At 71.7% G+C, this 13,009-nt stretch carries 16 protein-coding genes; 13 read left to right on the top strand and 3 right to left on the bottom strand.

Going from position 1 to position 13,009, the window contains the following annotated elements:
- The first annotated feature begins 14 nt into the window (after positions 1-14).
- The 5 genes from pyrE to BMZ92_RS15750 all read left to right on the top strand — a co-directional run bounded on the left by pyrE (position 15) and on the right by BMZ92_RS15750 (position 3,375).
- Positions 15-563, top strand: a complete 549-nt coding sequence (gene pyrE, locus BMZ92_RS15770) for an orotate phosphoribosyltransferase (protein ID WP_091508399.1) — start codon at positions 15-17, stop codon at positions 561-563.
- Positions 564-660: 97 nt separating this feature from the next.
- Positions 661-1,050, top strand: a complete 390-nt coding sequence (locus BMZ92_RS15765) for a DUF2784 domain-containing protein (RefSeq protein ID WP_281245175.1) — start codon at positions 661-663, stop codon at positions 1,048-1,050.
- A 14-nt stretch (positions 1,051-1,064) separates the two neighbouring features.
- Positions 1,065-1,718 (top strand): TrmH family RNA methyltransferase, encoded by a 654-nt coding sequence (locus tag BMZ92_RS15760; RefSeq protein WP_091507977.1) that lies wholly within the window; start codon positions 1,065-1,067, stop codon positions 1,716-1,718.
- 9 nt (positions 1,719-1,727) lie between these two features.
- Positions 1,728-2,699: a glycoside hydrolase family 76 protein gene (locus BMZ92_RS15755; RefSeq protein ID WP_091507975.1), complete on the top strand. Its 972-nt coding sequence runs from the start codon at positions 1,728-1,730 to the stop codon at positions 2,697-2,699.
- A gap of 76 nt (positions 2,700-2,775) precedes the next feature.
- Positions 2,776-3,375: a GyrI-like domain-containing protein gene (locus BMZ92_RS15750; protein WP_091507972.1), complete on the top strand. Its 600-nt coding sequence runs from the start codon at positions 2,776-2,778 to the stop codon at positions 3,373-3,375.
- Here BMZ92_RS15750 and BMZ92_RS15745 read toward each other — a convergent pair.
- Positions 3,347-4,363, bottom strand: coding sequence for a LacI family DNA-binding transcriptional regulator (locus tag BMZ92_RS15745; RefSeq protein ID WP_091507970.1), 1,017 nt, complete (start codon positions 4,361-4,363; stop codon positions 3,347-3,349). The two genes, BMZ92_RS15750 and BMZ92_RS15745, sit on opposite strands and share 29 nt — an antisense overlap.
- Before the next feature lie 112 nt (positions 4,364-4,475).
- Here BMZ92_RS15745 and BMZ92_RS15740 point away from each other — a divergent pair, with 112 nt between their 5' ends.
- The 7 genes from BMZ92_RS15740 (at position 4,476) to BMZ92_RS15710 (ending at position 10,011) form a co-directional block, all read left to right on the top strand.
- Positions 4,476-5,486 carry a substrate-binding domain-containing protein gene (locus tag BMZ92_RS15740; RefSeq protein ID WP_091507967.1) on the top strand — a complete coding sequence of 337 codons (1,011 nt, stop codon included), beginning with the start codon at positions 4,476-4,478 and terminating at the stop codon, positions 5,484-5,486.
- A complete protein-coding gene (locus BMZ92_RS15735) occupies positions 5,483-6,472 on the top strand; it encodes an ABC transporter permease (protein WP_091507964.1) in 990 nt (329 codons plus the stop codon). The genes BMZ92_RS15740 and BMZ92_RS15735 overlap by 4 nt, the downstream gene beginning before the upstream one ends.
- Positions 6,469-7,272, top strand: coding sequence for an ATP-binding cassette domain-containing protein (locus BMZ92_RS15730; RefSeq protein WP_091507961.1), 804 nt, complete (start codon positions 6,469-6,471; stop codon positions 7,270-7,272). The genes BMZ92_RS15735 and BMZ92_RS15730 overlap by 4 nt, the downstream gene beginning before the upstream one ends.
- Positions 7,269-8,102, top strand: coding sequence for a PfkB family carbohydrate kinase (locus BMZ92_RS15725; RefSeq protein WP_177228720.1), 834 nt, complete (start codon positions 7,269-7,271; stop codon positions 8,100-8,102). The genes BMZ92_RS15730 and BMZ92_RS15725 overlap by 4 nt, the downstream gene beginning before the upstream one ends.
- Positions 8,099-8,734, top strand: coding sequence for a nucleoside/nucleotide kinase family protein (locus tag BMZ92_RS15720; protein ID WP_091507958.1), 636 nt, complete (start codon positions 8,099-8,101; stop codon positions 8,732-8,734). The genes BMZ92_RS15725 and BMZ92_RS15720 overlap by 4 nt, the downstream gene beginning before the upstream one ends.
- On the top strand, positions 8,731-9,480 hold the full coding sequence (locus BMZ92_RS15715) for an SDR family oxidoreductase (protein ID WP_091507956.1): 750 nt from the start codon (positions 8,731-8,733) through the stop codon (positions 9,478-9,480). Before BMZ92_RS15720 ends, BMZ92_RS15715 begins: the two co-directional genes overlap by 4 nt.
- Before the next feature lie 117 nt (positions 9,481-9,597).
- A complete protein-coding gene (locus tag BMZ92_RS15710) occupies positions 9,598-10,011 on the top strand; it encodes a VOC family protein (protein ID WP_091507954.1) in 414 nt (137 codons plus the stop codon).
- On the opposite strand, the gene BMZ92_RS15705 is transcribed toward BMZ92_RS15710, so the two are convergent.
- Positions 10,008-10,937 carry a LysR family transcriptional regulator gene (locus BMZ92_RS15705; protein WP_091507951.1) on the bottom strand — a complete coding sequence of 310 codons (930 nt, stop codon included), beginning with the start codon at positions 10,935-10,937 and terminating at the stop codon, positions 10,008-10,010. The genes BMZ92_RS15710 and BMZ92_RS15705 overlap by 4 nt on opposite strands.
- 97 nt (positions 10,938-11,034) lie before the next feature.
- Here BMZ92_RS15705 and BMZ92_RS15700 point away from each other — a divergent pair, with 97 nt between their 5' ends.
- Positions 11,035-12,297, top strand: coding sequence for an MFS transporter (locus BMZ92_RS15700; RefSeq protein ID WP_218153473.1), 1,263 nt, complete (start codon positions 11,035-11,037; stop codon positions 12,295-12,297).
- Here BMZ92_RS15700 and BMZ92_RS15695 read toward each other — a convergent pair.
- Positions 12,219-12,911, bottom strand: a complete 693-nt coding sequence (locus BMZ92_RS15695) for a DedA family protein (RefSeq protein WP_091507946.1) — start codon at positions 12,909-12,911, stop codon at positions 12,219-12,221. The genes BMZ92_RS15700 and BMZ92_RS15695 overlap by 79 nt on opposite strands.
- Positions 12,912-13,009: the final 98 nt, after the last annotated feature.

Below are 13,009 nucleotides of genomic sequence, written 5' to 3'. Positions count from 1 at the left end.
CTGCCCCCGTGGGGATCGATCAGGACGCGAAACTGGAACTGGCCCGGCTCGTCACGGAGCTCTCGGTGGTGCACGGCAAGGTCACCCTCTCCTCGGGCAAGGAGGCCGACTACTACGTCGACCTGCGGCGCGCCACGCTGCACCACGCCGCCGCCCCCCTGATCGGCAAGCTGCTGCGCCAGCTCACCGAGGACTGGAACTACGTCGCCGTCGGCGGGCTGACGCTCGGCGCCGACCCGGTCGCCACCGCGATGCTGCACTCCGCGGCGTGCGACGGGATGGTCCTCGACGCGTTCGTCGTCCGCAAAGCCGCCAAGCAGCACGGGATGCAGCGCCGGATCGAGGGCATCGAGGTCTCGGGGCAGCGCGTGCTGGCCGTCGACGACACGTCCACGACGGGGGGCAGCGTGCTCACCGCCGTCGAGGCGCTGCGCGAAGCGGGGGCCGAGGTCGTCGGCGTCGCCACCGTCGTGGACAGGGACACCGGCGCCCGCGAGGCGATCGAGAAGGCCGGGCTGCCGTACCGGTACCTGCTCACCGCCGACGATCTCGGCCTCGCCTGACGCCTCGTCGATCAAGCGTCACATCTTTTAGTCGACCTTTCTCAGGGAACCCGGAGTACCGTCGCAGGTAAGGGGACTGTGAAAGGGGGAGGTCGGGGTGTCGACGGCGAGGGTGCTGGCGGACGTGACGGTCGCCATCCACATCATGGCGCTGCTCTACATCGGGCTCGGCGGGTTCCTCGCGTGGCGGTGGCCGAAGAGCATCTTCGTGCACGTCTTCTTCGCGCTCTGGGGCGTCGCCGTCAACGTCTTCCCGATCCCGTGCCCGCTGACCGCGCTCGAGGACTACTTCCGCGGCCTGCAGGGGCTGGGCCCGCTGCCCGGCGGGTTCAACGCCTACTACCTGTACGGCACGGTCATCCCGCGCTCGTTGCTGCCGCTGGTCGCGGTGACGGCGCTGGCCATCGTGATCTTCTCCTACGTCGGCGCGTGGACCCGGTACAAGCACCGCGACTCCGCGCCGGCGCACCGCATGCGCCAGGCCTGAGCGAAAATCGCGGGGTGGAACTGGACGAGGCCGGGCCGACCGAGTGGACCGCCCGCGAGGAGGTCGGCGTCGGCCCGTGGCAGGGCCCCTGGCCGGACGACGAGCGCTACGACCCGGAGCTGCTCGCGAACGGTGACCGCCGCAACGTCGTCGACGCGTACCGCTACTGGCGGCGCGAGGCGATCGTCGCGGACGTCGACACCCGGCGGCACCCGTTCCACGTCGCGATCGAGAACTTCCAGCACGACCACAACATCGGCACGGTCGTCCGCACCGCCAACGCCTTCGCCGCGGCCGCCGTGCACATCGTCGGCCGCCGCCGCTGGAACCGGCGCGGCGCGATGGTGACCGACCGCTACCAGCACCTCGAACACCACCCGGACGTCGCGTCGCTGACGGCGTTCGCCGCCGGGCGCGGGCTGGCGGTCGTCGCCGTGGACAACACCCCCGGCTCGGTCCCGGTGGAAACCGCCGAGCTGCCACGGGAATGCGTGCTGTTGTTCGGGCAGGAGGGGCCGGGGCTGTCGGCGGAGGCGCAGGAGGCCGCGTCGCTCGTGGTGTCCATCGCCCAGTTCGGCACCACGCGGTCGATCAACGCCGGGGTGGCCGCCGGGATCGTCATGCACGCGTGGATCCGTCAGCACGCGGACCTGTCCCGCTCCTGGTGAGATGGGGGCATGTACCGCGAGTGGGCCGCCGAAGCCGAACGGGCGATCGTCACGCGTCACCTGCGGCGCGTGTGGCTGCTGCCGGGCACGATCCTGGGCCGCAGCGGCTGGCCGCCGACCCCGGACCAGCGCGTGCACTGGCACTGGAACTACTGGTGGCAGGCGCACCTGCTGGACTGCCTGGTCGACGCCCAGCACCGTGACCCCACTCCCGCCCGTGACGCGGTGATCGGGCGGTTCTCCTCGTCGGTGCGGCTGCGCAACTTCGGCAAGTGGACCAACGACTACTACGACGACATGGCGTGGCTGGGGCTGGCGTTGCAGCGCGCGGGCCGGGACGTCGAGCCGATCCTCGCCGAGCTGCGGAGCGCCTGGACGCCGGACGGTGGCGGCGGGATCTGGTGGCGAAAAGGGGATCGCTTCAAGAACGCGCCTTCCAACGGTCCGGCCGCGATACTGCACGCCCGTGTCGGAGAGACCGAGCGCGCGCGGGAGTTGTTCTCCTGGCTCGATTCCACGCTCGTGGACCCGGACACGGGGCTGGTGTGGGACGGCCTCCGGGTGGACGACCACGAACTGGTGAAGGCGATTTACACGTACTGCCAAGGAGTTTTCCTCGGCGCCGCGCTGGAACTGTCCGAAGTGGACGCCGCCGCGCGGACGGTGCGCGCGGTTGCCGCGCACTGCGCGCCCGGCGGTGTCCTCCGTGGACAGGGCGGCGGCGACGGCGGGTTGTTCGCCGGGATCCTGGCGCGCTACCTGGCGCTCGCGGCTCAGCGACTGACGGGCCCCGAGGCCGACGCGGCGAGGACCCTCGTGCTCGACTCGGCGCGCGCCTGCCGTGAACACGCGGCGGAAGCCCTGGGCGGCCCGCTGTTCCCGTCGGAGTGGTCACAACCCGCGCCGGACGAGCACTCGCGGGACCTGTCGGTGCAGGTGGGCGCGTGGCTGCTGTTCGAAGCAGCGGCGACGCTGGCTTGACCTTCCCCTTCGGGCAGGGCGCACAGTGACGTCATGTGCAGCATTCCGCCCACGTCGTGCCGGAAAGCGGTTACCGGTGGTACGCCGCGGCACGGCGGAAGCGGGCGAGGCGATCGCCGCGCACTGGGGCGACGTCGAGGCCGAGCACGCGGCACGGCGTGAGCTGGCCGGTCACCTCGTGAACCGCCTGCGCGGAAGGAAAACCGAGATGCCCGAGGTCACCGTCCGGGAGCTGCCCGCACGCACGCTGCTCACGTCCATCCGCCACGTGCGGCCGGCGGAACTGGTGCCCGTGGGCCGGGAACTGTTCATCTCCCGGCTGCGCCGTGGGGTGCCGCGCGACGGCGACCCCTTCCTGATCTACCACGGCGAAGTGAGCGAGGACAGCGACGGACCGGTCGAGTGGTGCTGGCCCGTCCCGCCGGACGACGCGCGGGACATCGCCGCGGAGTTCCCGGATCTCACGCTGCGCGTGGAAGCCGCGCACGAGGAGGCGTTCCTGCCGTGCGTGGGCGAGGGTGGGGCCGCCGCCGAGGCGGCCATCGAAGCGTTCCGGGCGTGGGCGAGCGAGCACGGGCGCCACCCGGCCGGCGCGATCCGGCTCGTCCTGGTGCCGCGCAGTCGAGCGGCGTCGTTCGCCGTTCCGCTCAGCAGCCGCACGAGTGGCGGTGCATGAGGCGCGGCGGCAGGCGCAGCGTCTCCGGCGGGCGGTTCGGGTCCGAGATCCGCGACAGCAGCAACCGCACCGCGCGGCGGCCGATCTCCTCGATCGGCTGGGCCATCGTCGTCAGGGGCGGCTCGACCAGATCCGCCCACTCGGCGTCGTCGTAGCCCACGATGCCGAACTCCCGGCCGACGCGCAGGTCCCGCTGCCGCGCCTCGTGCAGCACGCCGACCATCATCACGTCGTTGGCGACCACGAGCGCCGTGGGCGGGTCCGACAGCTCCATCAGCCGCCGCAGCGCCGCCGAGCCACCCGCCTTCGAGGACTGGCCGCTCACCACCAGTTCCGGGTTCCACGACAACCCGGCGCGCCCCAGCCCCAGCCGGTAACCCAGCGTCCGCTCCTCGCTCGTGCTCAGCCCCGGCGCGCCGGCGACCAGCCCGATGCGCCGGTGCCCCAGCGACGCCAGGTGCTCCGTCAGCGCGGACGTCGCCTGGATGTTCTCCGACCCCACCTGGTCCACGTCGGTGCGGGTGGTGAGCCGGTCCACCAGCACCACGGGCACCCCGAGCGACACCAGTTCGCTGATCACCGCCCCGTCGCCCGGTGACGGCGTGAGAAGCAGGCCCTCGACGCGTCGCGAGCGAAGCGTGCGTACGGTGTCCTGCTCCGTGGCGACCGTGTCGTGCGTGTCGGCGAGCAGCACCGTGTACCCCGCCGACGCGGCTTCGCGCTCGATGGCCTGCATCAGCGCCGCGAAGTACGGGTTGGCGAACAGGGAGATCGCCACCCCGATCGACCGCGTGCCACCCGTGACCAGGGAACGGGCGATCGCGTCACCCGTGTAGCCCGTCTTCTCGATCGCCGCGAGCACCGCGGCCTTCGTCTCCGGCGCCACCGGACGCGTGCCGTTCACCACGTGTGAGACGGTGGTGATCGAAACTCCGGCCAGCTCGGCGATGTCCCGCTGGGTCGGCCTCGCGGACTTCGGCTGCGGCATCCGTGCTCCTGTCAAGATCTTCCGGCAAGCGTTTGCGCAAACGCTTGCGAGAACAGCATAAAGATCTCTAGGTTCCGGGTTCAGCAAGGTCCAGCCTCGATGGGGAGGTCACGTGAGACACCGCAGTCTCCTGTGCCTGCTCGTGGCCGCCACGCTGGCGGTGACCACGAGCGGGTGCACGGTCGAGCGCCACTGGGGCGGCAGTTCCGGTGGCGGTGGCGGCGGCAAGGCCAAGGTCGGCCTCGTCACCAAGACCAACACGAACCCGTACTTCGTCGAACTGCGCAACGCCGCGAGCGCGGCCGCGCAGGCGGGGGGCGCCGACTTCGTCGCGCTCGCCGGCCAGTTCGACGGGGACAACGACGGCCAGGTCCGCGCGATCGAGAACCTCATGCAGCAGGGCGCGACCACGATCCTGATCACGCCCAACTCCTCCACCGGCGTGCTCGACGCCATCGACCGCGCCCGCAAGGCCGGCATCCTCGTGATCGCGCTGGACACGGCGACGGAACCGGCGAGCGCGGTGGACGCCACGTTCGCCACCGACAACGTCGCCGCCGGCAGGCAGCAGGGCCAGTACGTGAAGGCGGCGCTCGGCGGCACCCCGCCGAAGCTGATCATGATCGACGGCACCGCGGGCAGCACCGTGGACACCTACCGCCACAACGGTTTCCTCGAAGGGATCGGGCTCAAGGACGGGGACCCGGCGATCGTCGGGCGCGAACCCGCCAACGGCGACCAGAGCATCGCGCAGCAGAAGATGGAGAACCTGCTGCAGCGCTCGACCGACATCAACGCCGTCTACACGATGAACGAGCCGACCGCGCGGGGCGCCTTCGCGGCGCTGCAGGCCCGCGGCCTGCACGTGGTCATGGGTTCCATCGACGGCGGCTGCCAGGGCGTGGAGAACGTGCGTGACGGGCAGTACGCCGCGACAGTCATGCAGTTCCCGCGCAAGATGGCCGAGGAGGGCGTCAAGGCGGCGATCGAGTACGCCAAGACCGGCAAGAAGCCCAGCGGGTTCATCGACACCGGTTCCGCGGTGATCACGGACAAGCCGATGCCAGGGGTGCCCAGCCAGACGACGGCGTGGGGCCTGGAGAACTGCTGGGGGACGAAATGACCGCCACCACCGCACCCGTCCGGCAGCGGGAGACCGTCGGCGAGTTCTTCCTGCGCGCGCCCGCCGCGGGGCCCGCGCTCGCGCTCGTCGTCGCGATGATCGTATTCTCGGTGTCCACGGACCGGTTCCTGGAACTGGACAACCTGTCGCTGATGGTCAACCAGGCGCTCGTCGTGGGCACGCTCGCGCTCGGGCAGACGCTGATCATCCTCACCGCGGGCATCGACCTGTCCAACGCCTCGGCGATGGTGCTCGCGACGCTGATCATGGCGAAGCTGTTCGCCGGCGGGATGCCCGGCATCTTCGCGCTGGTCATCGGGGTCCTCGTGACGCTGGGCCTCGGGCTGGTGATCGGCTCGCTGGTCACGAAGGTCAAGCTGCCGCCGTTCATCGTCACCCTGGGCTTCTTCACGATGCTCACCGCGGGCGACAAGCTCGTCGCGAGCGGCCAGGCCGTGCCCGTCACCGAGCACGGCGTGCTCACCTGGCTGGGGACGCAGCGCTACCTGTTCGGCGGCATCCCGGTCACCTACGGCATGACCGTGGCGCTGCTGATGTACCTGGGCGTGTGGTACGCGCTCACCCGCACGGCGTGGGGCAAGCACGTCTACGCCGTCGGGGACAACGCCGAGGCGGCCCGGCTGTCCGGCATCAAGGTCAACCGCACGCTGATCTCGGTGTACGTCGTCGCCGGGGTGGTCTTCGGGATCGCCGCGTGGCAGGCGCTGGGGCGCATCCCCAACGCCGACCCGAACGCCTTCCAGCTGGGCAACCTGCAGTCGATCACGGCGGTCGTCCTGGGCGGCACGTCGCTGTTCGGCGGGCGTGGTTCGGTGCTGGGCACGATGGTCGGCGCGCTGATCGTGACGGTGCTGCAGTCCGGGCTGTCCCAGCTGGGGGTGGACTCGCTGTACCAGGACCTGGCGACCGGTGCGCTGGTGATCGCCGCGGTGGCCGTCGACCGGATCGCGAGGAGGCAGCGATGACCACTCCCACCCTCTCCGCCCGTGGCCTGGTGAAGCGCTACGGGCACGTGACGGCGATCGACGGCGCCGACTTCGACCTGCTGCCCGGCGAGGTGCTGGCCGTCGTGGGCGACAACGGCGCCGGGAAGTCCAGCCTGATCAAGGCGTTGTCGGGGGCACTGGTGCCCGACGCCGGTGAGATCAAGGTGGACGGCGAGACCGTGCACTTCCGCACGCCGATCGACGCCCGCCGCTACGGCATCGAGACCGTGTACCAGGACCTCGCGCTGTCCCCGGCGCAGGACATCGCGTCGAACATGTTCCTGGGGCGGGAGATCCGGCGCCGCGGGCCGCTCGGGCTGATCCGCAAGCTCGACACCGCGAAGATGCGCGCGGAGGCGCAGCGCGTCCTCGACGAGCTGGACATCAAGATCAAGTCGATCACGCAGCCGGTCGAGACGTTGTCCGGCGGGCAGCGGCAGGGCGTCGCGGTGGCGCGCGCGGCCGCCTTCGGCACCAAGGCCGTGATCATGGACGAGCCGACGGCGGCACTCGGTGTCGCCGAGTCGGCGCGCGTGCTCGCGCTGATCGACCGCATCCGCGAGCGCGGGCTGCCGGTCGTGCTGATCAGCCACAACATGCCGCACGTCTTCGACATCGCCGACCGGATCCACGTGCACCGCCTCGGGCGGCGGGTCGCGGTGGTGTCGCCGAAGACGACGTCGATGAACCAGGTCGTCGGGCTGATCACCGGCGCGCTGGAGGTCGACGAGAACGGCGAGGTGGTCGAGTCGGCGGTGTCGCGGGGGCTGTCGGCATGACGGTGCTGCTCGCCGGGTTGTGCACGATCGACGTCGTGCAGCGGGTGGCCGAGCTGCCCGCACCCGGCGAGAAGGTCCAGTCGCTGTCGGTGGCCGTCGCGGCGGGCGGCCCGGCGACGAACGCGGCGGTGACGGTCGCGGCGCTGGGCGGGAAGGCCACGCTGCTGACCGTGCTCGGCTCGCACCCGCTCGCCGGTCTCGCCCGCGCGGACCTCGCCGCGTGCGGGGTCGAGGTCGTCGACGTGGCCCCGGATTTCGCCGAGCCGCCCGCGTTGAGCGCCGTCGCCGTCCGGGATCGCGACGGCGAGCGTACGGTCGTTTCACGCAACGCGGCTCACAGTCCTGCCGTGACAGGCGAGCCGTGGGTGGTCGAGGAGGTCAGCGCGGTGCTCGTCGACGGGCACCACCCGGCGCTGGCGCTGCGCACCGCACGGTGGGCGCGGGCACGCGGGATTCCCGTGGTGCTCGACGCCGGCAGCTGGAAACCGGTGCTCGACGACCTGCTGCCGCTGGTCGACATCGCGGCGTGCTCGGCGCACTTCCGCGCCCCCGCGCCGGACCTGCTCGAACGCGGGGTGCACACGGTGATCACCACGGCGGGGCCGGAGCCGGTGCGCTGGCGGACGGCGACGGGTGCGGGCGAGGTGCCGGTGCCCGCGGTCGATGCCCGGGACACGCTCGGTGCAGGCGACGTCTGGCACGGGGCACTCGCTTACGGTGTCGGGAGGTTCGAACTGCCGGAGCTGATCCGGTACGCCAACGAGGTCGCGGCCGAACGGGTGCGGCACGTCGGCCCGCGGGCGTGGGTGGGAAGGATGGGAAAGCGATGACGTCGTTCGAAGAGCTGCTGGAGCGGGCCGAGGCGCTGGTGGCGCGCGGCGGGCGGACGGTGCTGGGCATCGTCGGGGCGCCGGCTTCGGGCAAGACCACGCTCGCGTGGGGGCTGGCGAACGCCCTCGGCAACCGGGCGACCGTGGTCGGGATGGACGGGTTCCACCTGGCGCAGGCCGAACTGCACCGACTGGGCCGCACGGACCGCAAGGGCGCGCCCGACACGTTCGACGCGCACGGCTACGTCAACCTGCTGTCGCGGATCAAGGCGGGCACCGAGCTGGTGTACGCGCCCGAATTCCGGCGGGAGATCGAGGAGCCGATCGCCGGTGCGGTGCCGGTGGCGCCGGAGGTGCGGCTCGTCATCACCGAGGGCAACTACCTGCTGCTGGACGAGGAGCCGTGGAGCGGGGTGCGCCCGCTGCTCGACGAGGCGTGGTTCCTGGCGCCCGACGAGCACGACCGCATCGAGCGCCTGGTGACGCGGCACCGGCGGTACGGCCGTTCGCTGGTGGAGGCCCGCAAGCGCGCGCTGGGCAGCGACCAGCGCAACGCGGACCTGATCGCGCCGAGCGCGCAGCGGGCGGACCTCGTGCTGGAGAACATGCCGCTGGTCAACTTCGCCATATGACGCTCCTGGTCACCGGCGCGAGCCGGGGCGTCGGGGCGGCGTTGGCGGTGCTGGCGGTGCTGGCGGCCGAACGCGGGCACGACGTGGTGCTGAACTACGCCTCCGACGGGCAGGCCGCGGAAGAGGTGGCTGCCGCGGTGCGCACCCACGGGCGGCAGGCGTTGACGGTGCGTGCCGACGTGGCCTCCGCGGAGGACGTGGCGGAGCTGTTCGACGCGGCGGCGGAGCTGGGCCCCCTGACCGGCGTGGTCAACAACGCGGCTGTCACGGGGAACACGCCGGGACGGCTGGACGAACAGAGTCCCGAGGTCGTGCGCCGCGTGCTGGACGTGAACGTGGCGGGCGTGATCTTCAGCTGCCAGGAGGCCGTGCGGCGGATGTCCACGCGGTACGGCGGTTCCGGTGGCGTGATCGTGAACGTGTCCTCCACGGCTGCTCGCACGGGTTCGCCGGGCGAGTGGACGCACTACGCCGCCAGCAAAGCCGCCGTCGAGACGCTCACCGTGGGCCTGGCGAACGAGGTGGCGCGCGAGGGCATCCGCGTCAACGCGGTCGCTCCGGGGCTGGTGGACACCGGCCTGCACGCGGCGGCCGGCCTACCGGACCGGATCACGCGCCTCGCGCCGACGATCCCGCTCGGCCGGGCGGGGCAGCCCGGGGAGATCGCGGAAGCCGTGCTGTGGCTGCTGTCCCCGGCGGCCTCGTACGTCACGGGGGCGGTGCTGACGGTGGGCGGCGGACGCTGAAGTTGTCCACAAGATGTGAGTAATTCGCGGAGTTGTCCACAGATCCGCGAGAAAGCGTTTACAGCTCGGCGTCCTCGGTAGCCTTGCCCGTGGGGAAGAGAAAGGACGGCTGCCGATATGTCCACGCTGACCGGCGTGCACCACCTGGCACTCACGGTGACGGACGTGGATCGCAGTGTCCCGTGGTACGAGCGGGTGCTGGATCTGAAGGAGGTGGCCCGCCGCGAGGACGCCGAAACCGGCATCAGGAAGGTCGTGCTGCGCGGTGGCCCCGGTGAGTTCTCCGTGGTGCTGGTGCAGCACCCCGACACCGAACGCGGTGACTTCGACGAGCGGCGCACGGGCCTGGACCACGTGGCCTTCACCGTGGACTCCTACGGGGAGCTGAAGGAGTGGGAAAGCCGGCTGGCGGAGTACGGCGTGACGTACACCCCGGCGAAGGCGTCGCGCACGCTGCCCGGGTCCGCGGTCGTCGTGTTCCGCGATCCGGACGGCATCCAGCTGGAGGTCTGGGCGGATCCCGAGTCCTAGCGGCCACGCCAGGACGGCCGCCAGGCCGGTGCGGGAACCGTTGCCAGGCCGCGGAAGTGGTCGATGATCGCGCGTAGCCCGGGGTGCGGATCGGCCCTGCGGCACAGGAGCGAGAGCGGGTACGCGATCGTCGGCCGCTCGACCGGGATGCGGCGCAGGCCGTAGGTCGCAGGCCAGACGAGGCGGTCGCGCGCGCCGACGAGGGTGGCCACCTCCGGGGAATCGGCGAGGGTTTCGAGCAGCACTTCGACGCCGAAGTTCGGACCGGTGCCGTCGATGGGGAGGTCGAGGTCGGCGGCCAGTTCCTCGTAGAACTCCGCCCACTCGCTGCGCGGCGCGATGCCCGGCACCCAGATCCGGTGCCCGCGCAGCTGCGCCGGGGTGAGGGTGCGCGCGGAGGCGAGCGGGTGCGCCGGGCCGACGAGCAGCTCCAGCGGGAAGTCCAGCACGTGCACCATCCGCACGTCGCGGGGCAGCGTGGCCGGATCGGTGACGCTGCGGAACGAGGCGTCGATGTCGCCTGCCCGCACGGCGGCGACCGCCACGTGCGGGTCGTCGGCCCGCAGGGTGACGACGTCGAGTTCGGTTTCGGGATGTGCCCGCCAGTAGTCGTGGAGGATGACGGCCTGCGCGCTGCGGAAGCCGAGCACGTCGATCCGCAGCGCCCGCGACTCCCGTCTGACCGCGGCGATGCCACGCTCCACGCCCGCGACGACGGTCCGCGCGTGGGGGAGGAACGCCTGGCCGTCGAAGGTCAGCTCGACACCCCGCGCGGTGCGGGTGAACAGGCGGACCGCCAGCTCCCGTTCCAGGGCCGCGATGCGCTTCGAGACCGCCTGCTGCGTCACGCCCAGCTCGTCGGCCGCGTGCTGCAGCTGCCCCAGCTCGGCCGCCCTGACGAACGACCGCAGCGCCTCGGTGTCCACGCCGCGAGCTTAGAAGCCCCAACTGGAGGTTGTGGCTCGCCGGTGGGCCGGTTGTTTGATCCAGGTTCCTGCTCACTGCTGGACTGTGCACGTGAAACTGGGGACCGGCTTCGGCCTGCTGTGGTCGGCCTACGCCGTGAGCACCTACGGCACCTGGATCGCCTTCGGCGCGTTCCCGCTCCTCGCGGTCCGCGTCCTGGACGCGCCCGCGTTCGCCGTCTCGCTCCTGGAAGCCGCGGGGCTCGCCGTCGCGGCGCTCGCCGCGGTCCCGCTCGGGCCGTGGGTGGAGCACCGCGCCAAACGCCCCGTGATGATCACGATGGACCTGCTCCGTTTCCTCGCGATGGCGAGCGTGCCGCTCGCGTACCTGCTGGGCCTGCTGTCCTACGGCCAGTTGCTGCTCGTCTCGGTCGTCACGGGGACCGCGAACATCGCCTTCACCGCGGCGTCCGGCGCGTACCTCAAGCACCTCGTCCACCGCGATCACCTGCTCGTCGCGAACGCCCGGTTCGAGGGCACGAGCTGGGTGGCGACCGCGGCGGGACCGCCGCTGGGCGGCGCGCTGGTCGGGCTGTTCGGCCCGGTCGTCACTGTCGCCGCGGACGCGGTGAGCTACCTGCTGTCCGCGCTCGGCATCCTCCGCATCCGCGCCGGCGACGTCGCGGCACCCAGGGCACGGGACGGCAGGCTGCGCGCGGCGGAACTCCTGGACGGCTGGCGGTTCATCCTCCGCGACGCCGTGCTGCGGCGCCTGTTCTTCAACTCCGTGGCCGTCGGCGGGTTGATCATGGCGACCCTCCCGCTGCTGGCCGTCCTGCTGCTGGGCGAGTACCACTTCCCGGCCTGGCAGTACGGGCTCGCCTTCGGGCTGCCCGCCGTCGGCGGGTTCGCGGGCGCCCGCCTGTCATCCCGCCTTGTGACCCGCTACGGCAGGCACCGGGTCATGGTCGTCTCGGGGTGGCTGCGCTCGCTCTCCCCGCTTGGGCTCGCCTTCACGCGGCCGGGCCTCGCAGGCCTGCTCACGGTCATCGCCGTCGAAGGGCTGCTGATCACGTGCATGGGGGTGTTCAACCCCCTCTACGCCACGGAACGCCTCCAGCGCACGCCCGCGGAACGCGCCGCACGGGTGCTCACCGCGTGGAGTGTCAGCGGCAAACTCGCCCAGGCGGCGCTCATGGTCGTCTGGGGCGTCCTCGCGACGCTCACCAGCGCGCTCGCGGCGATCGCCGTCTCCGGCGTCCTGCTGCTCGCCACACCGCTCCTGCTGCCCAGGCGCGAGCCTCAGGCGGCTTCGCGGAGTTCGGAACCGGGTTCGCCGCGGCCGGGGTCGTCGACGGGGCGGCGCATCTCCTGGCGGTAGCGGATCACGCCGAACGCCGTGCCGCCGACGAAGAACGCCACCGAAAGCCACACGACGACCGTCTTGACCCACGGCAGCGCGTCGAGCAGGCCGGCGCCGTAGTAGCCCAGCAACACCAGCGTCGGCACCCACAGCAGGCCGCCGAGCGTCGTCGCGGCCATGAACCGGCGGGGATCCATCCTGGCGGCACCCGCGATGAGCGGCGCCAGCGTGCGCACCCACGGGATCCAGCGGGCGGCGACGATCGCGAAGAAGCCCTTGCGGTCCAGGAAGGCACGCGCCCGTTCCAGGTTGCCGCGGTTGAGCACGCGCCCCCCGCGCCGGGCGATGAACCGGGTGCCGGTGTGCCTGCCGATGTAGTAGCCGACCTGGTTGCCCACCACCGCGACGACCAGTGCCGCGAGGGACAGCAGCCAGGCGTTGGCGTCGGCGCCGTGGGAGGCCAGCACGACACCCGCCGCGAACAGCAGCGAGTCGCCCGGGAGGAACAGGCCGATGATCAGCGCGCATTCGACGAACACGAAACTGAGCACGATCACCCACACCAGCACCGGGCCGGCGGTGTCCAGCCAGCTCACACCCAAGCCTTCGGAGGCGGCGTAGACGGAACTCACCCGGCGAAGCCTACGTGGCGAACGCAAGCGGCAGTCAGCCGAAGGGTGGAATTGCGGTATCCGTTATCAAAGACGAGGCGCCCCGGACGGCTCGTCCG

Source organism: Amycolatopsis sacchari, from assembly GCF_900114035.1.
GTDB classification, from domain to species: Bacteria; Actinomycetota; Actinomycetes; order Mycobacteriales; family Pseudonocardiaceae; genus Amycolatopsis_E; species Amycolatopsis_E sacchari.
Note: the sequence above shows the minus strand (reverse complement) of the source record. Positions and strands in the feature narration are given on the sequence as shown.

Bases quoted from the DNA above. Each gene is read 5' to 3' on its own strand.
- BMZ92_RS15715 (WP_091507956.1), top strand. From the start codon at position 8,731: ATGACGCTCCTGGTCACCGGCGCGAGCCGGGGCGTCGGGGCGGCGTTG.
- BMZ92_RS15725 (WP_177228720.1), top strand. From the start codon at position 7,269: ATGACGGTGCTGCTCGCCGGGTTGTGCACGATCGACGTCGTGCAGCGG.
- BMZ92_RS15735 (WP_091507964.1), top strand. From the start codon at position 5,483: ATGACCGCCACCACCGCACCCGTCCGGCAGCGGGAGACCGTCGGCGAG.
- BMZ92_RS15730 (WP_091507961.1), top strand. From the start codon at position 6,469: ATGACCACTCCCACCCTCTCCGCCCGTGGCCTGGTGAAGCGCTACGGG.
- BMZ92_RS15755 (WP_091507975.1), top strand. From the start codon at position 1,728: ATGTACCGCGAGTGGGCCGCCGAAGCCGAACGGGCGATCGTCACGCGT.
- BMZ92_RS15710 (WP_091507954.1), top strand. From the start codon at position 9,598: ATGTCCACGCTGACCGGCGTGCACCACCTGGCACTCACGGTGACGGAC.
- BMZ92_RS15745 (WP_091507970.1), bottom strand. From the start codon at position 4,363: ATGCCGCAGCCGAAGTCCGCGAGGCCGACCCAGCGGGACATCGCCGAG.
- BMZ92_RS15720 (WP_091507958.1), top strand. From the start codon at position 8,099: ATGACGTCGTTCGAAGAGCTGCTGGAGCGGGCCGAGGCGCTGGTGGCG.